Source organism: Imperialibacter sp. (genome assembly GCF_048007035.1).
GTDB lineage: Bacteria > Bacteroidota > Bacteroidia > Cytophagales > Cyclobacteriaceae > Imperialibacter.
Genome location: NZ_CP180355.1, coordinates 326372 through 352246, shown reverse-complemented (window position 1 = coordinate 352246; position 25875 = coordinate 326372). Strand labels below are relative to the sequence as shown.

Here is a 25875-nt window from a genome sequence, read left to right as displayed (position 1 = left end):
AGCCTTAGTGGCCGGTAATATTAATTAATGTTTTGATGATAGCAACACCAGGGCTATGCGTCTTTGATGGCGCCCAATATTATTTCACAGGCTTCCTCAATCTGTGTGGTGTCTATGGTAAGAGGAGGGGCAATTCGCATGGCACTGTTGTTGAAAAGAAACCAGTCGGAAAGCACACCTCGTTCAAGGCAAAGATCGAGAATTGGTTTTAGTATATCAAAACTTTCAAACTGGACTGCCATCATTAGTCCCTTGTTTCTTATTTCAAGAATGGATGGGTGCTGCAGGAGTTTCTTAAAAAGGGCTGCTTTGTTTTCCGCTTCGCTGTAAAGCTTTTCTTCCAGAATTATTTCAAGGGTTGCCAACGAAGCTGCCGCTGAAACAGGGTGGCCCCCAAAAGTGGTGATATGTCCAAGCACGGGGTTGTCGGTAAGCACGTGCATGATCTTTTTGGAAGAAATGAAAGCGCCTATGGGCATGCCGCCGCCCATGCCTTTTGCCGCCACCACAATATCGGGCACAATGTCGTACTGCTCAAATGCCCAGAAGCTGCCGGTTCTGCCAAAGCCGCACTGAATTTCGTCTAGTATGAGAAGGGTGCCGGTTTCGGTGCATCGCTGCCTTAAGGCCTTGAAATACTCCCGGGTAGCGGATTTTACGCCAGCTTCGCCTTGCACGGTTTCTATAATGACGGCAGCTGTCTGACCGTCGATTGTGTCCAGGTCTGGGGTATGCCCAAAAGTGATGTGCTTAATGCCGGGAAGCAGTGGCCTGAACTTTTGTTTGAAGCCTTCGTCGCCGGTTACTGACAATGCGCCGTGGCTACTGCCATGGTAAGATGAGAAGCAGGAAACCAGATTGGGCTTGCCTGTGAAGCGCTTGGCGAGTTTGAGGGCGCCTTCCACTGCCTCGCTGCCGGAGTTAACCAAAAAGACATTGTCGAGCGGGGCGGGAAGGGTGTCAGCCAGGGCCTTGGCCAATTTTACCTGTGGGCTTTCAACAAACTCTCCGTAAACCATTACATGGAGGTATTTATCTACTTGCTCATTGATGGCGGCCACCACTTTTGGGTGGCGGTGCCCGATGTTGCTGACGCCAATGCCCGAGATCAGGTCAATGATTCTTTTTCCCTCCGGGGTGAAGAGATAGATGCCTTCGGCTTTTTCCACTTCGGTCATCAAAGGAAACTCTGAAGTTTGGGCGAGATGCTGCTGGAAGAGTTGTCTGTTGGAAAGCATGCGGCAAAGGTAGGGAGAAATGAGGCAATTCAACAGGGCTCCTCTCCGGCCAGGCAAAAAAGCGTCGGAGCCATCAACCGCCGGATTACTTGACCAAACCATTAGAAAAAACGTTTTCAGAGGTTTAATCCAACTGTGCCTGAGCGCTAAAGGCGGTGCCTACGCTGCTGATGATCGAGCCGCTGTTGTGGCAAGGCGTCGGTACGTCCAGATGGCTATTGCTCTGGAGCCGTCAGTTGCTGGATTACTGAGCCGAGTCATTGAAAAAAACGTTTTCAGAGGTTTACTCCAACCGTGGCTGACCGCTTGGGGCGGTGCCGACACTGTTGCACTGCATACAAAAAAAGAACCCCGACACTGCCGGGGTCCTTTCTAGTAAACTACTCTCTTTCCATCACTGGATCTTTAATTCTTTAATACTTTAACTTCCACTCGTCGGTTAAGCTGTCTCGAGTCTTCGGTGGCGTTGCTGGCTACTGGCTGGCTGCCTCCGTAGCCTTTTGCTTGCAATCTTCTTGCGTCAATGCCTCTCATGGTCAGGTAGTTTTTCACTACCTCCACACGTTCTTGCGATAGTTTGAAATTCTTACTCACATCACCCCAACTGTCTGTGTGGCCTGCCAATTCAATCACCATATTGGGATTCTCTCTCAGCAGTGTTTCCAGCATGGCCAGGTCAGTGCCCGACTCAGGTAACAATTCCGGGGTGGATTTGTTGAATAAAATATTGTTGAATGTGATCAGGTCGCCAAGCGCTATCGGATCCAGGTAAATATCCTTGTGGAGTTCAGAATAAGTGTCGAACGACTGCACGTCAATACCAATGTCTAGCGGCATATAGCCCTCTGCATAAGCCAGAATTCTGTATTTATTACCACGGCTTAGAATGGCTTTGTATTCCATCGTCTTACTATCCGGACTAGCCATGCCTTCTTTTACACCTTCAAAGTAGGTTTCAAAGACGATGTCCGCCATAATAGGTTCGTTGGTTTTGCTGTTGAAAACCTTTCCTCTTACCAACATTACCGGCTCCGGCTTCAATTCATTTTCCAGAGAAATAGAGTAGATGTCTCTTGCACCAACACTGCTCTCATCACTGGAAGTAAAGAATGCTTTGCTGCCATCAGCTGAGATGGAGTAGTAAGCGTCCCATTCCGGCGTGTTGATGTTAGAACCCATGTTTACTGGGGTGCTCCATTTGGTCCAGCTATCGTCCAGTCTTTTTGTGTAAAAGATGTCGCTGCCACCCATACCGCCATGCCCGTTGCTGGCGAAGTATAAAGTCTTGTTGTCAGGTGCAAGGAAGGGGCTGAACTCGGCTTTGTTGGTGTTGAGGATTTTTCCAAGATTTCTTGGCTTAGCATAGGTGTTGTTACCCTGCTTGATGCTCACATAAAGATCCTGATCGCCATACCCTCCATCTTTTGCCTGATAAGCCATGATCAATGCCTCTTCACTGGCGCTCATAAAGAAGTCAAGGTATTTTCCTTTAGGCTCAAAGTTGTTGATAACTACCGGCTCTGGTGCTTCCCAGCCAAAAGATGTTTTTCTAGAGATAGACACTCCCCGCTGGGTAGCACCCGCCTCGCTGTATGAATTCATCAGCAGGAGGGTGTTACCATCTGGGCTAACACTACATACACCATTCGCAAACCTGTCGTTTAAAGGTTCACCAATATTTTCAGCTTCTGTCCAGGCTCCGTTTTCAAAGTACGACACATAAATATCCTGATCGTCCGATTGGCCGCCAACATTTCCGTCGCTGTTTTGTCTGGCGAAGTAAAGGGTCTTTCCGTCAGCGGAGATGATTGGCTTAGCTTCAGGGAAAAGCGAGTTGACAGTTCCTCCAAGGTTTTCTTTGGCAGCCGTGAAAAAGATCTCGTCTTTGAAATTAAGTCTGCCGTATTTTTCCTGTAATGATTTTTTGATGTCTGAAACCGACGCTGTGTTAGATATACCTACAGCGTCTATTTGTGCCCATCCTTCTATTGACTCCGTGTCCACCACTATCTCAACTCTCTTCACAGCGTAGTAAGTCACAGGGATACTGATAAGCAGGGTGCGGAATCTTTCATCAACGTTGGCTGCCTCTTTATTATAAATTGGGTACTTGTTTCCAACTTCGTCCAAAAGAGCAATCTTGGTTACTCTACCTGGCATGTGGCTTTCTATTATTAACAGTTGCTGAACCGCCTGTGGCTTGTCGAACTCAAGCATTAATGAGCCAAATGCCTTCTCGTTTTTTAATCTGAATGCCTTTGGACTTAAAAAGCCAAGAGGAAAAGCATCAGGCTCTCCGGTGGCCGAGTGACCAGCATATTCTGCTTCGGCAAACTGGTTGTATTGATAGTCTACTGCCGATGCCCATTGTATTTGTTGGGCGACCGTTGTGGTGGCTGTGAAAAGAAGTAGAGCAAGCGTTGTAACTAAACGATTCATATAACTGAGAGATTTGATGTCTCAAAGGTATGTCACTCTTTAGCCCTAAAAGTTGACTTTAGGAAACCCTCCTTACTTGTGTCGGATGATCTTTGTCTTTGTCTTCACATGGCAGGTTCCTTACGTAAGAATTTGGAGATACTTGGAAGAAAAGAGACTATATGGAAGGCAAAGCCCCCATTAAATCGGGTTTGCATCTATGCGGAGGATGTAAGGTTAAGCTGGTCATGAAACGAAAAGGGCTCCAATTGGAGCCCTCTTTTGTTTCAAATAGTGAACGGAAAATTCAAAAAAGTTGATTTTATCCTTTATTTCTTACGCTTTCTGTCAATTGCCTTCAGCGCTGCTTTCACAATATGAGCAGCATTTAATCCATATTTTTCCATCAACTGCTCAGGTACACCACTTTCTCCAAAGCTATCCTTCACAGCAACAAATTCCTGAGGTAGCGGGTTGTGTGTTGCAAGGGTTTGGGCGATGCTGTCACCAAGGCCGCCGTTCATCTGATGCTCTTCAGCAGACACTGCGCAACCGGTTTTGGCCACCGAGTCAAGGATTGCTTTCTCATCGAGTGGTTTAATGGTGTGAATGTTAATGATTTCGGCACTAATACCCTTCTCTCTTAGTATTTCTTCTGCCAGAACAGCCTCCCAAACCAGGTGACCAGTAGCGAAAATGCTGACGTCGCTTCCTTCAACCAGCTTCAGCGCCTTCCCAATCACGAAAGGTAAGTCCTCTTTTATAAAGATTGGGACTTTCGGTCTTCCAAAGCGGAGGTACACAGGCCCTTCATATTTGGCAATAGCCACGGTAGCCTGTCTGGTTTGGTTGTAGTCGCAAGGATTGATAACTGTCATGCCTGGCAGCATCTTCATCATACCAATGTCTTCGAGGATCTGGTGCGTAGCACCGTCTTCTCCGAGGGTTACGCCTGCATGCGAGGCGCATATCTTCACGTTTTTTCCTGAATAGGCAATTGACTGACGAATCTGATCATAGACTCTTCCTGTAGAAAAGTTGGCGAAAGTACCGGTGAAAGGAATCTTGCCTCCTATAGTAAGGCCAGCAGCAATGCCCATCATATTGGCTTCGGCAATACCTACCTGAAAAAATCGTTCTGGAAACTCCTTAATAAAGGCATCCATTTTTAATGAGCCAATGAGGTCGGCGCAAAGAGCAACCACATTGGGATTTTGCTGGCCAGCCTCTAGCAAGCCTACTCCGAAGCCGGAGCGGGTGTCGTTTTTTCCGAGTATTTCAAATTTCGTCATCTACCGTATAGTTTGATGGTTTCTGTGGAACCAGTTCTTATGCTGAATTTCTTTATTTCTGTAAACTTACTGCCGTTTGCGCTTTGTGCACGAAACACAAATTTATACTCTCCGGGCTGAATAGCGCTAACAAATGAAGTGATATTTCCGGGAAAGTTACAAACCCACTCCTGCGACCCATCGGGGTTGATTTTGTAGAGACTCCCGATGCCCCGCACGCCCATAGTCAGGTTGAGAACCCCTGGCCCGGGAAGGGTAATGGAATTGTCCTGAGAAGGCTTTATAGTATAGCCCCTTATAAAGGTGCGGGGGAAGGTTTGCACTTCGATGTCGTAGGTGCCAGCCAGGTAAAGAAAGGGCTCGGTCAGTTTTTGGATGTTGAGGCTCTGCGTTTGACCAGGCAGGCGTACTGATGCCTGCACCGGATTGCCGTACTCTGAGGCGCCGGGCATTTGAAAGACTAAATTGCCCTGGGGAGTAGGGATGTCGATTATATTGTGGATGCCACCTACAAGCGCCACATTTCTTTTTACTACAGGGGGTACTGTATTGGCCACCACGTCATAAGTGAGCACCGCATCGAGGATTACAGAGTCGGGACGGCCCAGTTTGTCCCTGTAGTGCACGAAGTCGTAAACGGACTGCCGTGTCACTGTATTGATAAAGCTGACGTTCACATCTGTTACAATGGGCGCATTGTTTTCGTTGAGTAGCTCTACGCTCGCTGTGGTTTCCATCAGGGTTTGCCTCAGCACTTCGTTGAGCGACTTTTTGAACTTGGGCACGTCGGTAGCGTCGAAGTACTTACCCAGGCATTCAAAGTTTTTCTCATATTCCAATCCCAACCCCAGGCCGATAACGAAGGGCTTCAGAAAGATGTTCTTCGACTGCAGTGCTTTGGAGACGGCACACGGATCACCTTCGCAGCTTTCTATGCCGTCGGTAATGATAATGACTACATTTCTATAACCGTCAACTTTGGGGAAGTCATTGGCAGTTTGTTCCAGCGAATACGCAATGGGCGTGTTGCCCTGCGGTGTGAGCTGATAGAGCTTGGCCCGGATGTCCCGGTGGTTCTTTGCTGAAAAGCCCACTTCCAGCTTGGTATCTGTGCAGTTGTTGTAAGCCCGGGCATATTGGTGACCGTAGACTCTCAGCGCCAGCTCCACATTGGGGTTGACACTCAAGGAGTCGACAAGGTCTGATAGGAGCTTTGTAGCCACATCAATTCGCCGCACACTTCCCAGCTTGGCCAGCATACTTCCGGATGCGTCAAGTAAAAACAGGATGCGTGTTTTTTCCGGCGGCTTTTGCTTGTACACCTGAGCAAACACAGGAAAGCTGAAAAGACCGAGCAGTCCCGCAATAACGGTAGCTTTCCTGAGTAAGTTTTTCAAAATGATTTGGGTTTAGTAATCCCCTAAGGTCTCTTCGAGTTGCCCCAAAGCCTCTGCCAGTTGCTCGTCGTTGGGAGCAACACCATGCCATTTGTGGCTGCCCATCATAAAGTCAACACCAGCACCCATTTCAGTTTTCATCAGGTTCATGATGGGCTTTCCTTTGCCAGCCAGGCTTTTTGCTTTCTGAAGAGCAGCTAAAATGCCTGCCATGTCGTTGCCGTTCGACTCTATTACCTCCCATCCAAACGCCTCATACTTCGCACGAAGGTCACGGAGGTCGTTGATTTTGGCAGTGGGGCCGTCGATCTGCTGACCGTTCCAGTCGATGGTGGCGATCAGGTGATCCAGCTTGTGGTTGGGGGCATACATGGCTGCTTCCCATACCTGGCCTTCCTGCTGCTCGCCATCACCCATTAGCACATACACAAAGCTATCGTCTTTATTGAGCCTCTTTGCTTCAGCCGCACCAATAGCTACAGAAAGGCCCTGACCCAGTGAGCCCGAAGCAATTCTGATACCTGGCAGGTGCTCGTGTGTGGCAGGGTGCCCTTGAAGACGAGAGTTGATCTTACGGAAGGTGGCCAGCTCCTTCACAGGAAAATAACCGCTGTGGGCAAGCACGCTATAGAAAACAGGAGATATATGCCCGTTGGAAAGGAAAAACAAGTCTTCGCCTTTCGCATCCATGTTGAATTTTGGATCGTGGTTCATCTCATGGAAGTAGAGTGCTACGAAGAAATCGGTGCAGCCAAGAGAACCACCCGGGTGGCCTGACTGACATGAGTGTACCATACGAACAATGTCACGACGCACTTGCGACGCTATAGCTTTCAATTCTGCAACTGATTTCTTCTCTGCCATGGATGTTTGGTCTTAAAAATGATTACGGATTCAAAGGTAATGAATGTCAGAAAATATGGAGGGATAAAGTGGGGGAAAGTTCTTTAGCTCAAAAGCAAACTATGAACAGCCATTGGTATCGAGCTTTTGCTCTATTGCCCACTCGTAAGTTTATAGAAAACAAACCGACGGAAATTGGTCGGGCTTATAATCGTGTAGTTTAAATTGACGCCTTGCCTTATATTGATGGACGATATAATTTTTTAAGGATAGAAGGTCGTAATGGAGTACGTAGCAGCCCTCATATTTGCTCTTGCAATAGTATTCATAGTCGTGCAGGTTTTTAAAAACGTCTACGAAATTTTTGCTGCTACTTTCGATTTTTTTCTGGGAGATAAGGTCCATTGGTTTTTTATCAGGAAGCCTCTGGATGAAAAATACCTAAAAATTATTAAAGAAAAGTTTCCTTACCACCAGGCCCTGCCGAATGAGAAAAAAGTGTTGTTTGAGAAAAAAGTTCAATATTTTATCAAGTCGAAAGAGTTTATGCCCGGCCACGATATCGACCAGGTTACCGATGAGATGATAGCTTTGATAAGTGCCACAGCTGTCCAAATTACGTTCGGCTACCCCAGGGTTTATCTGGTACATTTTGACAGAATATATGTTTTTGGGGATGTTTATCAATCTAACGCTACAGGGCATTTACATCAAGGAGAGGTTCATACTAGCGGCTATATCGCCCTTTCCTGGAAAAGCTTCGTTTTCGGGCTCATGGATGAAAAGGATGGCAGAAACCTGGGACTGCACGAAATGGCTCATGCGCTAAGAGTGGAGGATTCAATAAGAAACAAGGAGTATAATTTCCTGGACTACGATTCTTTAGTGCAGTTTACTAAGGAGGGGAGGAGAGAAATTGAAGGAATGAAAACCGGAGATTTAACTTTTTTCAGGAAATACGGTGCCTCAAGTGACCAGGAGTTTTTTGCGGTTGCTGTTGAAAATTTCTTTGAACGTCCCGCCGAGCTTCATGAGCACAATCCAACTTTATACCGTCTGTTGTCCAGCATGCTGAGGCAGGATCCAATGGCCTGGAGTCGGCGCTATTGATGAAGTTCTGACCGATAGAAACACAATTATAACTCCAACCTGCTAGTTTTTATTTAATGAGGAACCACTCAAAACCATTCGCCGGCACTTCCACTTCCAACCTGATGCCATACTCCCTGTCGAGATCATAAGTCTTGGCCACTCCCTCCTTATCGCTCACAACTGCTTTTTGAGACAATCCCGTATAGTACAACGGCAAATAAATCTGTTTTGTCACGGGCGTATCAAGGGGGTTGTAAACCGACAGCAGCCCTTTCTCCTCACCGCCCGGGTTCACATTCAGCCAGTAATCGATATCACGCCCATCGGGCCGCCGCAGGTGAATAATGTCTCCCTCCAGTACACTGCGATGCGCTTTGTACCAGTCCACCCATCCTGTTACCATGGCTTTGGTTTCCTCCGTGTCATAGAGCCTGGGCCCACGGTAGCAGGCTTGTACGCCACCGCCAAGGTTGCTGGTGATCATGCCCTCGTAGTGATCGAGGTGCTCATTCAGCGGCTCGATGGTGGCAGCAGCTCCGCCACCATGGTATTCCGTCAGCGGCACAAACATCCAGCCCATCGACGACTGCTTGACCCACGAGCCGTCGTAAATGTTTTGCCGGGTATGGACGAGCTGTTGTGCACGGGGGAGGCTCCAGTTCACCTCCCGGTAGCCCATCCCCGATTTGTTAGACCCAGCCAGATAGTAGTAATCTGGCACATTCAAGTAAATGCCCTGGCTGCGGCACCATTGATAGAAGTCAGAAATCACCTGGTACTGGTTCCATTGCGAATCTTCGTGGCCACGATGGCCTGGGTGATCGTGAGAAGTGCAAACATCGCCAGGGTAGGAGCCGTCGTGCTCCAGTAATGTGAATCCGGTTTGCTGGTAGAAGTTGTAGAGTTTTTGGAAGTAGGCTTCTCCCCATTCGCTGCCAATGCAGGGGGAGTTGCCAAAGGTGGGTGTCATGCCTTCAGGCATGACCACATCCTGCCCGTTGCCGATTTTTCTGGAGGCGAGCAGAGAATAGCCGCCAATTTCGACTCCTTTACTTTTGGCATAGTCGGCATACTTTTTCATTTCGGCCAGGTATTCCGGGCTGTTGTTTTCAATGTCGAAACCGCTGCCGAAGGTCAGGATGACTATTTCAAACCCCACCTCGGCCGCCTGGTCAATAGCTACTTTTACCCGTTCCCAGTCAGCAAAGCGGGCGTGCATCATCAGTGGGTTTTCGGTCGTCCATGGCGCCAATGTTCGGTACATTTTACGCTGCGCCAGGCCTTTTCGCTCCCTGTCGTAACTGTCGAACGGCATAACGAAGGTGCGGAAAGAAGAGAAGCTCTTGCCTGGTGCAATTAGCTGACCTGGCCCTACTTCCGGAGTCACGGTCAACAGGCAAGGCGTCAGCTTGAGGTAGTTGACCTGAGTGTTGTACTCCGGATCTGGCCCCCAATGCACTACATGGTGATTGGCATCGTCAGCATCGAAGCTGGCAAAGGCCATGTCTGTTTCTACGTGAATATTAGGTGTGTGTGGCAGGTATTTCCGTGCCTCAACTGCAGAACCATCCTCCACGGCAGCAATGATTTCGCTGGTGAACCGATCCAGTGTAACGGCAGATTTGGATTGGTTGTCAATGGTGATCCATTTCGCCATCACGGGAATGCCGTCGTACAATTCGTAGTGCACCGATACTTTGATAGCCCGGTTGGCTTCTTTTGCGGCAGTGTTAGTGGCCGCCTGGTTGTAGTCGCCGTAAGCAGCAAAGTGGGTGACATGCAGTCTCACCAGCTCTCCTAAGTCATCTTTATTGTCTGTTGCCTGCCCTTTGGCATCCATCTTTCCAATTCGAACGCTTGTTGGTTTTCCCTTTTGCGGTGCCAGCTTCTCTACCAATCGCCACGTTTCGTTGGGCAGTTTGGCTTCACAATAGATACCCGACATATCCCATCTGATGCGCAAGCTGACTGCACCGCTGAACTCAGGGTTGACTCTTTCGCCAGCGGTCTTGGTTGCTTTCTCTCCATCCCAAACAGAGAATAGTGACCTTCCCTGGTCGTTGACGTGGCCGCCATGCGTCAGGGAAAATTTGATAGTGCGGTCAGGGTAAATCAGGGCCAGGCCTGGTGCCCAGTCGCCGCTTCGATCTGTTCCGGGGTCAATAGTTGCTTCCACCAGATGCACATCTCCTGTTAGGCCACGTTCTACAAAGACGCTGGTGTTCTGTGGTGTGTAAATCTCACCGACTTTTCCTTCGTTGATAAATGAGCTTCTGGGGTGAGCCTTCGAAACAGTTGTCTTCCATGCTGCATCCAGCGCTTTGAAATCAGTTGCCATCAATTGCTTTCTGCCATAGTCGCTGGGCAACGACTTTCCAGATTGTACCAGCTCATCAGGTAAAGGCATGCGGAAATCCATTCGGAGATGCACGCCTTTCGGAGGCCAGTCGAGGTTTGCCGCATGATGCCTGACCTGCTTCCACTCAAAAGGGGCTTTGGGTTCGCTTACCTCATAGCCTGTAAACTGCAAGGAAGACTGGTCGTTGGTCAGCTGGTCGATCCATTCTTTGCGCAGGTAGGCATAGTTGGGTTGCCCCTTAAGGCCACCTACAGCATAGGTAATGCCGTCGATGGTGATTTCAGCTTCGGGTTTTACGCCTCGCAGAAGGCTTTCGCCTGTCATCAGGTTGTCAAGACCCACTGTGGCTGCGTTGGGAGCCAGGCGAAAGGTTCGCCGGATGAGGCCGTTGGAAAGAGCAATTTCTTTCGGCGATTGCCCTTGATATACGTCTGCTTTAAAAGTTGAATCGTCCAGCAGCCAGTCGGTGAGTGGCTTGGGTGGTCTGGTTGGTTCGGCTCTCATCGGCGTTTGAGCTTCTGCCAAAAAGGAGTGTAGCGCTAATATGAAAGTTAGGACAATGCCTTTATCGAAATAGGTGCTTTTAAACATGCCAAGTGTAGTTTTCCCGTCGGGAATCTACACTTTTTTCTTTTTACAAAAGATCTTCCAGGTTGGATATGAAAACGATTCGCTCTTGTCCACCCATTCCCCCACCCAATTATATCCTTCGTTGCTGATGTCAGAAAAAGTCAGCCTATAGAAGCCTGGATTGCCCTGGGGCGATGGTTGCTCACTATACAAAATGATTTTATCTCCTTTTCTATTACCGTACCAGGCACGCAATGAGGGAGTGGCGACGGTGGAGTAGTAATGAACGTTCCATCTGGCACTGTCGGTGCTATACTGCCTGATGCTACCGGAATGAAGTCCGTCTGCTTTAGTAGTTTCGTCCTGCACAGCCATCCCATTCATGATATATTTAAACACCCAGGTCATCTGAACTGTGTCGGCCCAGGTATTTGGATCGATCCGGCTGACAGATTTGCAATCGCAGGAGCCAATCAATTCCTGGTAGTCCCCGATTTCCTTTGGAGCGTTGGGGTTCGGTAGCCCGAACGGATGATTGGAACTTGGCAGGTAGTGGTATTCCTGAGCATGCAGCTGGAATCCGGCAGCGAAACAGACAGTGAACAGCAATTTTAGTTTCATCTTTTTTCCCCAAGTCAAGCCAGAATTGCCCAGAGCTCCAAGGTGAATGCAGCCAACCCCCTTTTTTTTGCCGGGAACTTCGTGCCATTTAAAATGAACCAGGTTGATTATAAGAAACTTCCTCGCTACCCCACTCAATTGCAAAATTGATTTCTTATCCGGACTGAAAAAAAAATAGGACAATGACCATACACTTTGGGTGTTACGCTACAATCTGATCTTCCGCAAACGTTTTAGGTGCGATCAAAGTGATGTAAGATATCTACGGAATGAATAACTATTTCCAGATAAAGTAGAAGACAGGAGCATTTGATAGGAGCACTTTTAGCTGGGCAGAAATGCACATCAGCGATACCAATTCAATACATACATGAATTGCAGACATATTCTAAAGTGAAAATTAAGCTAAAGTCATCCGTGTACTATTGTTGCCCAGACAACTCGGCAGCACCTGAGTGATGCCGTTAGGTTTGCTGTATTATTATAAACACACACGAACTGGAAATTAAGGACTTGTAAATGAGTGTGTTAGGTTGTTACTCTCAGACTGTCTTTTTATGAAAAATTTTAAGCTATCGATTTTCTTTTTTCTCGTCATTTTGTTCTCGTCTTCGCTGTTTAGCCTGGCGCAGACTACTTCTTGGAAGGGCACAAGCAATGACAACTGGCGAACTGATGCTAACTGGACAAATGGGCAGCCCGATGCCAATACTCACGTTGTTATCGGAGATGCCAATTTTACGGGGTCATTTCAACCTACCCTTGAAAGGGGAAGAGGCAAGGGAGAGTGCAAATCTCTGACTGTCGGCAATGGCACTAAAGCCAGTACGTTTACAATTCTGGACGGACTTGACATATACGGCACGTTGTTAATTGGGGCCAACGGAACCGTTGATGACAGCGGAGGGAGGTTGACTCTTGAGGGGGATTGGCTTAACTCAGGTGCTTACAATGCAAGCGGATCAAATCGTAGAGTTTATTTTACTGGTACGAACCAGACGATTGGCGGTGCTACGGTAACCGATTTCGAAAGACTCTATATTAACGACGGAAGCTCAGTAACTCTCGCTCAAAATCTTAATATTTCTAATTTCATGGACCTCAGTGGGACTTTTGATCCTACTCCAGCCTTCAAAGTTACCGGAACCGGGAAAATTGACATAAAATCCGGTGGTGAACTGAAGGTAATGGCCGCCGTCATCACCACCAATTACGCCGCCACTATTGACATTGACGCTGGCACAAGTACGTCCGTTATTAACTATGCTTCAACCACCGTTAACCAATCGATAAGCAATAACATAAGCTACAGAATACTTCGGATCAGCGGAGGCATGACGAAGTCGCTTGTGGCCAACACTACAGTGATTTCGGATTTGCTGATTGCGGGTGGAACCCTCGATTTGGGAGATTTCACTGCGAATAGAAGCAACTCAGGCGGTAGCATTGTAATATCTGCAGGTTCGGCGCTCAAAATTGGAGGGACGAAGACTTTTCCAGCCAATTATTCTTCACACAGCATTGCCACCACAAGCACGGTCGAATACTATGGAGGCAATCAAAGTGTAGCCGCCGAAGCATATGGTAACCTTATTTTCAGCAGTGTGTCTGGCACCGTTACAAAGACAATGCCGGCAAATGCACTGACGATCGCAGGCAATTTGACTACGTCGGTGTCAGCGGGGACGCTAGCATTTACAGCTTTAAACATCATCACAGTGCGAGGCGATATTTCTTTGGGTTCTAATAGCACCTTCAATGGGTCAACATTTGCTCATACGTCAAGCGGCGACTGGACTAATAATGGGGTTTATAGTGGCTGCGGCGGTACATTTACCTTCACCAAGGCCGGAGCTGTTTTAAGTGGGTCAGGCACGAATAACTTTGGAAACCTGGTCATTGGCGGAAGTGGTACCACCTTGAATCAAAACACCAGCTTTTCTGCTTGCGGCAACTTTTCGACCAGTGTAGGCGGGTCTTTCAGGCATGTTGCCGGCGGAACCGGAAGTTTCACTATGACGGGTGCTTCTAAAACGATCTCAGGATCCAGCATTGTTTTCAATAATCTGAACATTAACGCCGGGGCAAGTATTTCCACCACGAGTTCTTTGACTATTGCGGGCGATTTAGTAGCCAATGGCACTTACACGGCCACTTCTGGAACCACTACATTTTCCGGTACTGGCAAATCCATCTCTGGAGCTGGAGCTATTCAGTTGGCGGCAACAGGTATAACTGGCTCGCTTACTACGGCGAGGGATCTTTCGTTGTCGTCGAACATAAATGTATCAGGCTCATTTACTGCCACCGCAGGCCTGGTAACACTCAATGGGACTTCCACATTGTCTGGCGTGGCCAATCTTTTCAATGTCCGGTTAACCAGTGCGGCTACACTGACTATGGGCTCTGGCTCAACGCTCGGGATAGCCGGGGCTGTCACACTGGATGCCGGGGGAACCTTTAACCCAACTGCAAATACGCCCAATACAGTGAGTTATAATGGAGCTGGCGCTCAGTCGATTGTTTTTACGACATACAACAACCTCACTTTTTCCGGAACTGGTACAAAGACTCCGCCAAGCGCATTAACCATTAATGGGAACTTAACTATAGGCGCTTCCACGATATTTTCTGCCGGTTCTTACACTCATTCTCTGGCTGGAAACTGGGTAAATAGTGGCACATTTACGATGGGCACCTCCACGATTCAATTGACGGGGTCTAACGACGTCAGCATCTCCGGGGCAACCATGTTTAATAACCTTACCATCAATAAGGGCTCAGCTAATAAAGTGACGCTTGCAAGCAGCGTAAGCGTAGCAACACTGGCTATGACCTCTGGGGGAATGCTCACAGGTGCTAACACAATAACAATTACGACAACACGGACCGGCAACGGCCTCATCACCGGACGCATCACAAGAACGCATGCTTATGCTACGTCTGTTAATTATGAATTTGAAGGGCCAAATACTTTCATCAACTTTTCATCCATTACAATTGTGCCTATCACTTCTATTACAATGGTGGTGGCTGCGAGCCCCAACCTCACATTTCCCGGAGCAGCTAGCATAAACAGAACATACGACATTTCTATGACAGGAGGCACGGTATATTCAGCTACAGTACGGTTCCACTATGAACAGGCTGAAATAAACGGGAATGTTGAAAGTGCTATGACCATATGGGAAGATGGAGGTACAGGGTCATGGACGGATCGGAGCAAAACAGGCAATGATGTTTCAGATAATTGGGTGGAGAAATCAGGTGTAACGGTATTGCCCTACAAGTGGACAATATCCGAAGGGCTGATCAAGTATAGCTGGGATGGTTCAGCTAGCACTTTGTGGTCAGATATCAATAACTGGACTCCAGCTATTGGCATACCTGGAATTGCAGATGTTGTATATTTTGGTGACCTGGCTTTTACAAATCAGCCTACCATTGCTACACTGGAGCAGGTGAAAAAAGTTTACTTCAATTCTACAACACCTACCACCCTCACGCTTTCTGGTGGTGGCTCACTGACCGTTCAGGGAAATATAGATGGTTTTTGGTCGTCCGACGCTGTACATACAATAAGTGTGGGCTCAAGGACCTTAACCACGTTTAGCGATATTGTGCTCAGTAATGGAACAACTAATAGGAGAATAGACTTAACAGCGAGCACAGGTACTATCAATGTCAATGGCTCGCTCACACAGGCTGGAGGTGCTAATATCACGTTTACTGATGCTGGCAGCCTTAACATAAGTGGAGATTTCAATTATGTAAATGGAGCTTTTACACCTAACGCTTCTACTATATTTTACAATGGTGTCGGGACTCAGTCGGTGGGAGGGGTTACGTATTATGATCTCAACATTGATAAAGCAGCCGGCACCACCATTATGAATTCCCCGGTCACGGTAAGTAATAACCTTACCCTCTCGAACGGTGGACAACTTGATGTTCAGACCACTTTGTCGGTGGCGGGAAACATCAATATTGGCAGTGGGACAATATTGAGTATTCCGACTACGAACACCATCAATGTGAGCGGCAATTGGGTTCAGGATGGGGTTTTCCAGCAAGGTGGCGGCACTATCGTATTCAATGGAACAGGTGCTCAAACGACGGATCCAACCACTTTTAACAATCTTACAGTTAATAAACCAGCAGGAACGCTTAGCGTATTAGGAGACCTTGTTATCAATGGCAACATCGATATACAGGCAGGCACAGTAGAAGTATCAACTTACGACGTCAGTCGAAGCACATTAGGCGGAAGTGCCAGTCTTGGTGCCGGAGCTGTAGCTCGTTTTGGTGGCAGTGGAATTCAGATCAACAACTTTGGGACGCTAACTGCTGACCCAACCAGCACAATAGAGTTCTACACGGCTTCATCTCGAATTATACCACCGATTGCCTATGGAAATCTGATTTTGTCCAATGGGGGTTCCAATCCAAAAATTATGGTCGGACCAACCACGGTCAGAGGAAAGCTTACAGTAAATTCAGGAAGCACCCTGGCTGCACCCGGAACCACCCTTACATTGGAAGGCGACTATGAGATGAATGGGACTTTCAATGCCAATGGTGGTGCTTTGATACTGGATGGAACGGGGAATATTGATGGAGATATCATCTACAATGACATGGTAGTAAATGGCGCCTATACGCTGACGAGTGGAAGCGCCACATTTACTGGTGATCTATCGGTTACGTCATCGGGAGATTTTGACGCAGGAGCAATAACTGTTATTTCTGAAGGTGATTTTACCAATTCGGGTGCCGTGAGCTCAAGCGGAACCGTTACTTTTGCTGGTAATCAGATACAAAATATCCGTCTGCTAAATGCGATTTCGTCGGCATCAACGGGGGTGGTCAACTTTAACGGAACCGTTTCACCGACTTTGAATTCTACATCAGCGCCGCAGTTTGCTACAGTAAATATTAATAATACGGCGCCAATTGTGGCGTCGCAACCCTGGTCGGTCTTTGTGGCCATGAATATTGCCTCTGGAGCTACGTGGGACGGCGGGCCACTGACACATACCTTCTACAGAAATTTCATCAATGCTGGTACGGTCATTAGCAGCGGCAGACTTGCATTCAAACCTTCCACAACCGGAACGGTTACCCTTGGGACAGGGTTTACCTCGGACAAAGAAGTGGAATTTGGAGGAGCAGGCGTCCTTACTCTTTCGGAGAGCAATCCGGCATTCACGTCTGTCATTATATCAAATACCAACGCTGCTGGAGTCACTCCTGCCACTGCATGGAGCATTTCTCAGGATTTGCTGATTGGTGTTGGTTCTCAGCTGAATGGTGGCGCATTTAGCCACACGCTGGCTGGTCGCTGGACCAACAATGGAACATTCAATGGTGAAACATCCACCATTACATTCAATAGTTCAGATGGTACTGACGGGATAAATGGGAATGGGATCAATAATTTTCACCATCTGGTTTTTAGCAGCGGCACAGTAATGGACATTGTTTCTGATTTTTCGGTGGGCGGTGACTTCACGAACAATGCTGCAACTTTGAGCCTTATAGATCAGGCTGTAGTATTTAGTGGAACCGGCTTGTCGGCGTTAGGGGGAACAACTGTGACAGCTTTTGATGATCTGGAAGTGAATAAAACAGGAAATAAGGTTCTATTGAACCTGGGAGGAACTGTGAGCGGCACGTTGATATTGACAGGCGGAGTACTTGACCTAAACGGGAATACCTTGTCAGTTACGAATTCCTCGCCAACTGCTATCGCCAGATCAAGCGGATATATTTTAAGCGAAAGCACTTCGTTTGGCAGTGTCCTTTCCTGGGCAATCGGCGCAGAACTTTCTCAGTTTACATTTCCATTTGGAACCTCAAATGGAAATTACATCCCCTTTGTTTTCGACCTTAACAGCGGAGATGCCGGAACAGTATCCATTGCCACTTATACAACAACTACAGGCAATTTGCCTTTGCCTCCGGGAGTAGCTCACGTCAGAGACAATGCTGGCTTTGATAATAGCGTGAGCACGGTTGATAGGTTTTTTCTGATTGACCTTTTGGGTGAATCAAGCCCCAATGTTGACGTCACGTTTAACGCCAGCGCTGCCGAAGTTGGGTCTATTGGCTCGTTGAGGGCGCAGCGCTGGAACGGCGCCAACTGGGATCAACCGTTGCCTGGGCAGACCGCAGGAGCAACGTCTGTGACTGTGCCAGGCGTAACTCAGTTTTCTCCGTGGGCGATATCGGGCGACAGCAGCCCGCTTCCAATTGAGCTAATAAGTTTTACCGCAGGCCAGGTTGGTGCCGGGGTGTCGATAAAGTGGGAAACGGCCTCCGAGACTAATAATGATTATTTTGAAATATTAAAGTCGAGGAACGGTGAAGAGTTTTTCGCCATACACAAGGTGAGCGGAGCAGGTAATTCTACTTCACGAAGGAATTATTCAGCTACAGACCGCTCGCCAACTACGGGAAAGAGCTACTATCAATTAAAGCAGGTTGATTTTGATGGAAAATCGACGCTAAGTGAAATTGTTATGGTAAACTCTGTAAGTAAAGAGCTTGCTTTCACTCTGTATCCTAATCCAGCCACTGAGTATTTGAATATTGTTCCAAGCACAGACTTTGATGAGCTGGTAAATGTTATTCTATATGATCAACTTGGAAACACAGTGTTGAACAAAAATGACCAGCAAATTCATGCTTTGAATGGACTGAGTCTTGACATTAGTGCGGCAATCCCAGGAGTCTACATATTGAAAGTTTTCTCGCAAAGCTTGTCGAAGTCCTTCAGGGTTTTGATTGAGTAGTATTTGATGGTGGGGCAGTGAGGATAGGATAATCGAGCAGGCAGTTTATCTGGCTCACCATTATTTGCCAATTCGCAAGACGCTAGGGGCTTACTAGTTGAATCAAGTCACTCTTGGTGAGGGACATAAGGAAGCTATTGCCTTCCTTCACCAGATCACCTGCCAGCTTTGCCTTGTTTTGCTGCAACTGTTGAATTTTCTCCTCTACCGTGTTCCGACAGATGAGGCGAATCGCAATCACCTTTTTGTCCTGCCCAATGCGGTAGCTGCGGTCGATGGCCTGGTTTTCGACTGCCGGGTTCCACCATGGATCACCAGGAACACATAGTCGGCTTCGGTGAGATTGAGGCCGGTGCCACCTGCTTTCAGGCTGATCAAAAACACCCTTGTATGTACGTCGTTCTGAAACTGGCTGACCACTTCCTCCCGGTTGGTCGTGCTGCCGGTAAGCATACTGTAGCCAATATGCTCTTTGGTAAGTTCTTTCCGGATCAGGTTTAGCATCGAAACGAACTGCGAGAACACCAGCACCTTATGATCGCCGGTGATGTTGCGGAGCTGTTCCATCAGGGTGTCAATTTTTGCCGAGCTGTCTCCATATTCTTTTTCCTCACCAAGCAGGAGTGGCGAGTTGCAAATCTGACGAAGCTGGGTAATGCCTCTGAGGGCGTACATGGGTGTCTTCAGCAACTGTTCATTGTTGGTCGATTCAATCAGGTCCCGGAGTTCTTTCTCACGGGCATCATAAATTTTTCGTTGCTCGGCTTCCATGTCGCAGTAGAGCACCATTTCTGTTTTTTCAGGTAGCTCTGTTGCCACTTCTTTCTTAGTCCGCCGGAGTATGAAAGGACTGATGCGTTGCTGCAAGTCCTGTGTGCTGTGCTTGTGCTGGAACTTGTCGATGGCCATGGCATAGGTGTTGCGAAAGTAGGTACGGGTGCCTAGCAAGCCCGGGCAGGCAAACGATAATTGGGCGTACAAATCGAAGCTGTGATTTTCCAGTGGGGTGCCCGTAAGAATGACCCTGTTTTTGGATTTCAGCATGCGGGCGGCCTTATTGCGCTGCGAAGCCAGGTTCTTGATGTTGTGCGACTCGTCGAGAAAGGCGTAGTGAAACTGGTACTTTCTCAGGTAGGTAATGTCATTGACGAGCGTATGGTAAGTGGTGATGACGAGGTCATAGTCTTTGAATTTGGGAATTGTCCGCAGCCGGTGAGGGCCATGGAACGAGACGGCTTTCAGGGTGGGGGCAAAGCGCTCGATTTCATTGTACCAGTTGTGGATCACAGAAGTGGGCGCCACCAAAATATGGGTAGAGGAGCCATGCTTTTCTTTCAAAGCCAGTATGAAAGCAATGATCTGGATGGTTTTTCCCAGCCCCATGTCGTCGGCCAGGCAACCGCCGAAGTTGAATTCATCGAGGACATTGAGCCACATCAAACCTTGAAGCTGATAGGGTCTTAATGTAGCTTTGAGAGCAGTTGAAGGCTTTGCCGGCGTAATCTTGCCAATGCTTGAGAGCTTCTGCCGGTAGCCGCTTACTTCCTGCTGGGTTTCTTCGTCCAGCATAAATCGTTCAAAAAGCTGATTAACAGATTCGAAGTTGATTTTTGGCACCTGCACCACGTCGTCGACAATGGTGCCTGCAGCAAAGTAGCTTTCGAACTTTTGCAGCCACTCTTCAGGCATCACCCCCAGTGTCCCGTCGTCCAGCGTTACGTATCGGTTTTGGTTCTTTACGGCCTTGTGGATTTGCTTGAGCGATGCTTTCTTTCTGCCAAACTTTGCTTCTATCCGGGCATTGAACCAATTGAGTCCGCTGCTCACCTGTATTGAGATGTTGACTGGTTCGGGGTTGACGTCGATCCCTTTTAGCTGGCTGAAGCCAAGCACTTCCAGCCCTTCCGCCTTCCATTCTTCGTAGGCCTTCAGAAACCAGCCGTCCTGTACAAACCTGGTTTTGTGCAGGTAAAAGTAGAGCAGCGGGTTGTCGACCTGCTCTTTGAAAAGCGGATGCTGCCGGATAAGGCGGGCAACAAAGGCTTCCTCCATGGCGGTGTCCCTCTCCAGAATCACCGGGTTTCCCTCCACGTCCTCAACGTAGATTTGCTTAGTGGTCAGCACTGGGATCTCGGTTTTTCCGTACCTCACTACCGGATCAATCACGATATAGTCGCCGAAGTCGGACAGGTAAATCAGACGACTCGCTTGACTTTTTTCATCTACCATCGCCCTGGCCGTTTCCATGTACTCATGTATTACTTCTACATGGTTTTCCATTTGCGACAGCACGTCTTTTTGAAACCGAACAAACGCTGCATGAGGCAGGCGCAGACCGTCTTCGTATTTCCTGAAGTACGACAGCACTTTTAAGGCATCGGCATTTTCCGCCATCAACCATTGCTGATCAATTGTGACGAACCTATCGAACCTGACGGCCAGCCTGCTTGTGGGAGTGAAAGCTCCTTCGACAAACACCTCGGGTCTTACATGATAGACATCGTTTTCCATGGAAATCCTGACCAGCACCCGGACATCGGCTTCTCTCAAAGTGATTTTGGACACCGACCGGGCACTTACCTTTTCAGAAACAGAAGCATCGTGCTGGTAAAAGGAGTAGTGGAGCGGATTGTTGACGATAGCCCTGATGGCCTCCAGGTCCGTGAGGGTGGGCTCATAAAATGCCTGAAAACGGGCAATCGCCGCATAAAATCTGAGCACCTCCGGATTTTGCGATTGCCACATGCTGTCAAGTGGATTGAGCACAGTGAGCGGATTTTTCAGCTCTCTGCTTTGAGTAAGGCCGCCACGCACCAGCTGGGCACTGAACAGGTTGTAGTACCTGTGAGAACCCAGCACAACGATGGTTTTGGAGCCGCTAGTTTCCCCGGTGCCCGACTGCTCCGCCGACAGGTACTTGTCGAGAGCAACCCCGCCGGGCCTGCTTTCCCCTTTGAAGTCTTCAAAGGGTTTGCTGCTCGTTGCAACCTTATTTTCGTCTGGCTTTTTTTCCATGTGCTCTTGGGCACACAATATGCCACATCAAGTTGAAAGATGATTAACCCTTTGGAAAAAGTTTTACCTGACCTCATTCACCTCCAGCACCACGCTTGTCCGGTTCAGGTTCACCAGCGGATTGAAGCCCAAATTGATCAGCATGTTTCATTTGTATTTCTTTTCCGGGCGATAGCGTCAGTTCATTTTTTTTGCAACGAAGGTGTGCGAGGCGTGCGATAATATCCCAGCATGAACCCAAAGGACTGGAATGTCTTATAAATGGCGGGCTGGCGATGTGTTTTTCTGATTTCTCCAACTTTCCGGAAATAAGATAGGGCTAGGAAATTTATGGAGGTAAGTCAAAGTACACCAGAATAAAGTCCCGATAGAAGAGGAGCTTGTTTATTTCTGTAGAACTGACTAATCAAAATTTGTAACAGGTCACACTGGCTGTTAGTTACTGCTTTCTCCAGGATGGCCCTACCTCCCTGCCCGGGGTGTCCGTTAGCTGCCGGCGTTCTCTACTTTCTACGTTTATTATCCAAATATTGTAATTGTTCTCCGATCCTGCAGTGTAAACCAGCCAGTCTCCGCTCGCCGACCAGTCGGGGGAATAGCATTCGATGCTGTCCTGCGTAATATTGGTCAGGTTGCTGCCATCAGCATTCATTGTGTAGAGGTCCCAAAGGCCGTCCGACAGACCATAGAATGCAATACTTGCTCCATCCGGGGAGAATTTTGCGCCTGAATCATACCCCTCTTTGTTGGTCAGCCTACGCACATTACTTCCATCTCTGTTCATAATGAAAATTTCTCCATTGGCTGCGTGGGTTGTATCCTTTTCATCTCTTAGCTGGCGGGTAAACAAAATCTGTTTTCCGTCAGTCGACCAACCTGGACTTTCTTCGTAGGTGTCGTTGTGCGTCAACCGACGCACGTTGGATCCGTCAATGTCCATCAGGTAGACATCACGACTTAGCGAGTCCCGGTCGCTCATAAATACGATTGTTTGCCCGTCGGGAGAAAGTGAGGGGAGAACATCGCTGGCGGGATGGGTGGTGAGCCTTTGAATATTTGTGCCATCCATATTCATCATATAGATCTCATTGTCACCCTCACGGTCGGAGTAGAAAAGAATTGATTTGCCATCGGGCGACCATCCTGCCGCATAGTCGGTAGCCTGGTTATTGGTTAGGTTGAGGAGGCTAGTGCCGTCGGATGCCATTGTATAGATTTCCGTATTGCCATCCCGGTTGCTTATAAAAGCAATTGGTTCCGGATCGGGAAGTGAAGAAATTTCAACTTTGTCTCTGCTCGACCTACCGCAAGCCAGGAGAAACAAGAGGAGGAGGATCCAATTCAACTTTTCCATAAGCGTCATTTTCAAAAACTTCGTGATACAAATATCAATTTAGGCCTCCGTTAGGCTTACTTGATACACTGTTCAAATTAGTTAAAATCGCCCAATGTATGGCCGGTGAGTTTCTTCAAAGGAGGCGATTACTTTCCGAAACCTGATATTTTAAGTCCAAACATTGGTTTTGACTAAACCACAAACCTCGCTTGCTTCACTCTCCTCCCTATCGCAGACAAAGAGTTAGTGGAGCATGGTAAAGTCCGGGTAGATTCGTGCCTTTTTAAATATTCCTTCTTACATTGCAACCAATTAGTTGCATAATTACACTCATATGAACGACAGAATCATAAAAACCCACCAATTCACTCACCCGATTGATGAAATATGGAAAGCCATTTCCCTGGCGGATGAAATTTCTGCCTGGTTTATCAAAGCAGAATTTCAGCCGGAGGTGGGGTATCAATATACCTTCACCCATGAGCAAACGATCATTACCGGCGAAGTACTCAAGGCTAATCCTGTGTATGAACTGGTATACACATGGATAGTTAGCGGCACTGATGTGGAAACGACCGTCAGCTGGAAGCTGGAAGAGAATCCTCAGGGTACACTACTTACTTTGGAGCACTACGGGATTAGCAAGTATCCGGGCGAAACAGCTATTTTTATGTTCGAAAACTTCAAAGGTGGCTGGAATACCTGTGTCACTAACCTGGATAAATACCTCTCAGAAAAGTAAATGTCACAAGACAGGATAAACAAAGTATTTAAAGCGGTAGCTGACCCCACCAGGAGGGAGATATTTCATGTGCTCATGGTTGCGAGTACCGCCATGTCGCTCACTCAAATCTCCGAACAGTTTGACATCAGCAGGCAGGGCGTAACCAAACACATTAAATTGCTGGAAGAAGCGGGGCTTATTAAAACTTCGGAGAGTGGGAGAGAGCGATTTTGTGAGGCCAACCCCACACCTTTGAAGGAAATCAAAAACTGGATGGCAGTCTACGACAAGTTCTGGGACGACAAGATAACAGCATTGGACAAGTATCTGAAGACAAAAAAGTGATTGTTAAAAAGTCAGCCCGGCCAGGTTTCATTACCGCCCGGGAGGAGATGCAACCCGACAGCCGGCAGACTTTTTAAACAATCAAATACCCAATTAGAAGGGCCTAAACTGTGCTGGTTCTATGCCTTTCAGCCGCAGGTACACTATCAGTTGTGACCTGTGATGGGTGAAATGATCCCTGATAAGCGTGCTGGTAGTAAAGTAGTCCTTTACAATGGGTTTGTCCACCGGGCCAAATGTGAAAGTCTGCTCATACAATGATGCATCTGCACGCTCGAAGAAAGCAATAGTTTGGTCAAATTGTTCTGCAAGTAAGGCTGAAAGCGCTGCTTTACCCGATTTTTCAGCGTATTTAGCTGCCTTTGCTCCGGCTTCCTGCCTCGATCCTTTTTGCTTGTCGATGAGGTAGTGATTGAGCAAAAAGTGGTTGGTGCTTATCATGTGTTGCACTTGTTCGCTGAAAGATCGAACCGAGTCGGCCGGTTTGTAGTCGAAGCCGTCTTCCGGCATCAACTCCACCATTTCCAATGTATAGGCCTTCATGCTCTTCATCACACTTGCCATGCTGGCATTAAAGTGCTGGGCCTGGCACCAGGCGGCGGCCGAGACCATCGTTGCAATTAGAATTCCTTTTTTCATTTCTCTTTTTTTAAATGTTAATTCCACTGACTGTCGCAAGCGGCGATAATGGTTGCCGGATTCTCCAGAAACGCTTGTTTTACCGCTGCATCGGAGAAGATATAAAGCTGGTCATTGTGTAAGGTGTAGACGGTAGGATCAGCAGGGGCTGCAAACCCGGTGCTGACTGCCTTTGTGCAATAACCACCAAACTGGGGAAGGTACTTCTCAGGATTGCCCTTGAACTCATTCATATTGGCTTGCGAAGAAAAATACCAGGTTACCTCATACGCTTCGGTGCTGTAGGCAGGCTCGCCTTTTTCAAGCGCACCTTTGAAATAGGTAGTTACATCGTAGCCTCCAAGGGCCACATTGTTCACCTGAAAAACAGGTTTATGCATGCCCAGCGAAATAGGCATGATGCGGTTATAGGCCATGAAGGTGAGCACAAGCACTACCAGGGTGCCGATGGTTATAAGAGCGATTGTCATGATCTTTTTCATGTGTATATAATTTGTTTCTCAGCGGCCACATGGAATAGCTTTTACCAATGAGAATGAATATTTAGCTTTTCGATCCACTTATTCATTTCCGTTGGGTATGGTATTCCTTATAGCTATTTCATATGTCTATTAGCTTGATTGAAGGGGATCCAAACCGATTATTTTGCGGGCATAGCCAATCTGGCCAAGGTGGTAAGCTTCATGGTACACAAAGAAGGATACAATGTCAGACACTGAAGGCTTGTCACTGGCAGGCCTGGCATCTAATTCCTCGTCTGAGAGGGAGGCGAGCTTTTTCGTGAGGGTGGCCGTGATGGCAGGAAGCAAGCCTGTTACCTTCTCTAAAGCGGGGTATTCCTGCTCATCGATCGCACTCCAGTAACGATTTCCAAAGGGATTCTCCGCCTTCACACCCAGCATATTAGTCAGCATAAAGCGGCAGTGAAGAATATGGCCCATGAGCCAGTTAATGTGGTTCGATTTGTCGGAAGGCCTGCACAGGGCTTGCTCTTCGGTCATGCCAAGGAGGGCGTTTTGATAAATTCCTTCCTGAAAGCGAAACATGCTGTTGTAGAGCTCCGCTTTTGTCGCCGTTTGTGTTTTGTGTTCAGTCATTTTACTAAGAGTTAGATTAAAAATGCAACTATATGGTTGCAAATATAAATGCAACTAATTAGTTGCGCAATAGTTTATCAAAGAATTTTTAATAA

General features: G+C 47.7%; 17 protein-coding genes. 4 read left to right on the top strand and 13 right to left on the bottom strand.

Going from position 1 to position 25875, the window contains the following annotated elements:
• Positions 1-53: 53 nt before the first annotated feature.
• The 5 genes from ACMVP2_RS01625 to ACMVP2_RS01605 form a co-directional block, all read right to left on the bottom strand.
• The gene (locus tag ACMVP2_RS01625; protein ID WP_416868233.1) at positions 54-1238 is read right to left on the bottom strand and encodes an aspartate aminotransferase family protein; all 1185 of its coding nucleotides are present in this window, start codon (positions 1236-1238) and stop codon (positions 54-56) included.
• Between the two features lie 405 nt (positions 1239-1643).
• Positions 1644-3677 (bottom strand): OmpA family protein, encoded by a 2034-nt coding sequence (locus ACMVP2_RS01620; RefSeq protein WP_416866448.1) that lies wholly within the window; start codon positions 3675-3677, stop codon positions 1644-1646.
• Between the two features lie 308 nt (positions 3678-3985).
• Complete coding sequence (locus ACMVP2_RS01615; protein ID WP_339791157.1) at positions 3986-4948, bottom strand: transketolase family protein; 963 nt, start codon at positions 4946-4948, stop codon at positions 3986-3988.
• Positions 4945-6345 (bottom strand): vWA domain-containing protein, encoded by a 1401-nt coding sequence (locus ACMVP2_RS01610; RefSeq protein WP_416866447.1) that lies wholly within the window; start codon positions 6343-6345, stop codon positions 4945-4947. Before ACMVP2_RS01610 ends, ACMVP2_RS01615 begins: the two co-directional genes overlap by 4 nt.
• A gap of 12 nt (positions 6346-6357) precedes the next feature.
• Complete coding sequence (locus ACMVP2_RS01605) at positions 6358-7209, bottom strand: transketolase (RefSeq protein ID WP_416866446.1); 852 nt, start codon at positions 7207-7209, stop codon at positions 6358-6360.
• A 261-nt stretch (positions 7210-7470) separates the two neighbouring features.
• Between ACMVP2_RS01605 and ACMVP2_RS01600 the strand changes: the two genes are divergently transcribed.
• Complete coding sequence (locus ACMVP2_RS01600) at positions 7471-8298, top strand: zinc-dependent peptidase (RefSeq protein WP_416866445.1); 828 nt, start codon at positions 7471-7473, stop codon at positions 8296-8298.
• A 49-nt stretch (positions 8299-8347) separates the two neighbouring features.
• On the opposite strand, the gene ACMVP2_RS01595 is transcribed toward ACMVP2_RS01600, so the two are convergent.
• Positions 8348-11230, bottom strand: coding sequence for a hypothetical protein (locus ACMVP2_RS01595; protein WP_416866444.1), 2883 nt, complete (start codon positions 11228-11230; stop codon positions 8348-8350).
• A gap of 27 nt (positions 11231-11257) precedes the next feature.
• Positions 11258-11830: a hypothetical protein gene (locus ACMVP2_RS01590; RefSeq protein ID WP_416866443.1), complete on the bottom strand. Its 573-nt coding sequence runs from the start codon at positions 11828-11830 to the stop codon at positions 11258-11260.
• A 557-nt stretch (positions 11831-12387) separates the two neighbouring features.
• Here ACMVP2_RS01590 and ACMVP2_RS01585 point away from each other — a divergent pair.
• Entirely contained in the window at positions 12388-18624 is a 6237-nt protein-coding gene (locus ACMVP2_RS01585; protein ID WP_416866442.1) for a T9SS type A sorting domain-containing protein, read from the top strand.
• A gap of 82 nt (positions 18625-18706) precedes the next feature.
• Here ACMVP2_RS01585 and ACMVP2_RS01580 read toward each other — a convergent pair whose 3' ends face one another.
• From ACMVP2_RS01580 to ACMVP2_RS01570, 3 genes are all read right to left on the bottom strand, one after another.
• Positions 18707-18865 (bottom strand): hypothetical protein, encoded by a 159-nt coding sequence (locus ACMVP2_RS01580; protein WP_416866441.1) that lies wholly within the window; start codon positions 18863-18865, stop codon positions 18707-18709.
• The gene (locus ACMVP2_RS01575; protein ID WP_416866440.1) at positions 18862-21639 is read right to left on the bottom strand and encodes a DEAD/DEAH box helicase; all 2778 of its coding nucleotides are present in this window, start codon (positions 21637-21639) and stop codon (positions 18862-18864) included. Before ACMVP2_RS01575 ends, ACMVP2_RS01580 begins: the two co-directional genes overlap by 4 nt.
• A 439-nt stretch (positions 21640-22078) precedes the next feature.
• The gene (locus ACMVP2_RS01570) at positions 22079-22993 is read right to left on the bottom strand and encodes a TolB family protein (RefSeq protein WP_416866439.1); all 915 of its coding nucleotides are present in this window, start codon (positions 22991-22993) and stop codon (positions 22079-22081) included.
• Between the two features lie 316 nt (positions 22994-23309).
• On the opposite strand from ACMVP2_RS01570, the gene ACMVP2_RS01565 reads away from it, so the two are divergent.
• Positions 23310-23717, top strand: a complete 408-nt coding sequence (locus tag ACMVP2_RS01565) for an SRPBCC family protein (RefSeq protein WP_416866438.1) — start codon at positions 23310-23312, stop codon at positions 23715-23717.
• Positions 23718-24044, top strand: coding sequence for an ArsR/SmtB family transcription factor (locus ACMVP2_RS01560; RefSeq protein WP_416866437.1), 327 nt, complete (start codon positions 23718-23720; stop codon positions 24042-24044).
• 93 nt (positions 24045-24137) lie between these two features.
• Here the strand turns inward: ACMVP2_RS01560 and ACMVP2_RS01555 are convergent, their stop codons facing one another.
• The 3 genes from ACMVP2_RS01555 to ACMVP2_RS01545 form a co-directional block, all read right to left on the bottom strand.
• Positions 24138-24683, bottom strand: coding sequence for a DinB family protein (locus ACMVP2_RS01555; RefSeq protein WP_339794339.1), 546 nt, complete (start codon positions 24681-24683; stop codon positions 24138-24140).
• Positions 24684-24700: 17 nt separating this feature from the next.
• The gene (locus tag ACMVP2_RS01550; RefSeq protein WP_416866436.1) at positions 24701-25165 is read right to left on the bottom strand and encodes a YHS domain-containing (seleno)protein; all 465 of its coding nucleotides are present in this window, start codon (positions 25163-25165) and stop codon (positions 24701-24703) included.
• Positions 25166-25294: 129 nt separating this feature from the next.
• Positions 25295-25780 (bottom strand): DinB family protein, encoded by a 486-nt coding sequence (locus ACMVP2_RS01545; protein ID WP_416866435.1) that lies wholly within the window; start codon positions 25778-25780, stop codon positions 25295-25297.
• Between the last annotated feature and the right edge of the window lie 95 nt (positions 25781-25875).

Bases quoted from the DNA above. Each gene is read 5' to 3' on its own strand.
- ACMVP2_RS01550 (WP_416866436.1), bottom strand. From the start codon at position 25,165: ATGAAAAAGATCATGACAATCGCTCTTATAACCATCGGCACCCTGGTA.
- ACMVP2_RS01605 (WP_416866446.1), bottom strand. From the start codon at position 7,209: ATGGCAGAGAAGAAATCAGTTGCAGAATTGAAAGCTATAGCGTCGCAA.
- ACMVP2_RS01575 (WP_416866440.1), bottom strand. From the start codon at position 21,639: ATGGAAAAAAAGCCAGACGAAAATAAGGTTGCAACGAGCAGCAAACCC.
- ACMVP2_RS01570 (WP_416866439.1), bottom strand. From the start codon at position 22,993: ATGGAAAAGTTGAATTGGATCCTCCTCCTCTTGTTTCTCCTGGCTTGC.
- ACMVP2_RS01565 (WP_416866438.1), top strand. From the start codon at position 23,310: ATGAACGACAGAATCATAAAAACCCACCAATTCACTCACCCGATTGAT.
- ACMVP2_RS01585 (WP_416866442.1), top strand. From the start codon at position 12,388: ATGAAAAATTTTAAGCTATCGATTTTCTTTTTTCTCGTCATTTTGTTC.
- ACMVP2_RS01615 (WP_339791157.1), bottom strand. From the start codon at position 4,948: ATGACGAAATTTGAAATACTCGGAAAAAACGACACCCGCTCCGGCTTC.
- ACMVP2_RS01555 (WP_339794339.1), bottom strand. From the start codon at position 24,683: ATGAAAAAAGGAATTCTAATTGCAACGATGGTCTCGGCCGCCGCCTGG.
- ACMVP2_RS01600 (WP_416866445.1), top strand. From the start codon at position 7,471: ATGGAGTACGTAGCAGCCCTCATATTTGCTCTTGCAATAGTATTCATA.
- ACMVP2_RS01545 (WP_416866435.1), bottom strand. From the start codon at position 25,780: ATGACTGAACACAAAACACAAACGGCGACAAAAGCGGAGCTCTACAAC.
- ACMVP2_RS01560 (WP_416866437.1), top strand. From the start codon at position 23,718: ATGTCACAAGACAGGATAAACAAAGTATTTAAAGCGGTAGCTGACCCC.
- ACMVP2_RS01595 (WP_416866444.1), bottom strand. From the start codon at position 11,230: ATGTTTAAAAGCACCTATTTCGATAAAGGCATTGTCCTAACTTTCATA.
- ACMVP2_RS01590 (WP_416866443.1), bottom strand. From the start codon at position 11,830: ATGAAACTAAAATTGCTGTTCACTGTCTGTTTCGCTGCCGGATTCCAG.
- ACMVP2_RS01620 (WP_416866448.1), bottom strand. From the start codon at position 3,677: ATGAATCGTTTAGTTACAACGCTTGCTCTACTTCTTTTCACAGCCACC.
- ACMVP2_RS01625 (WP_416868233.1), bottom strand. From the start codon at position 1,238: ATGCTTTCCAACAGACAACTCTTCCAGCAGCATCTCGCCCAAACTTCA.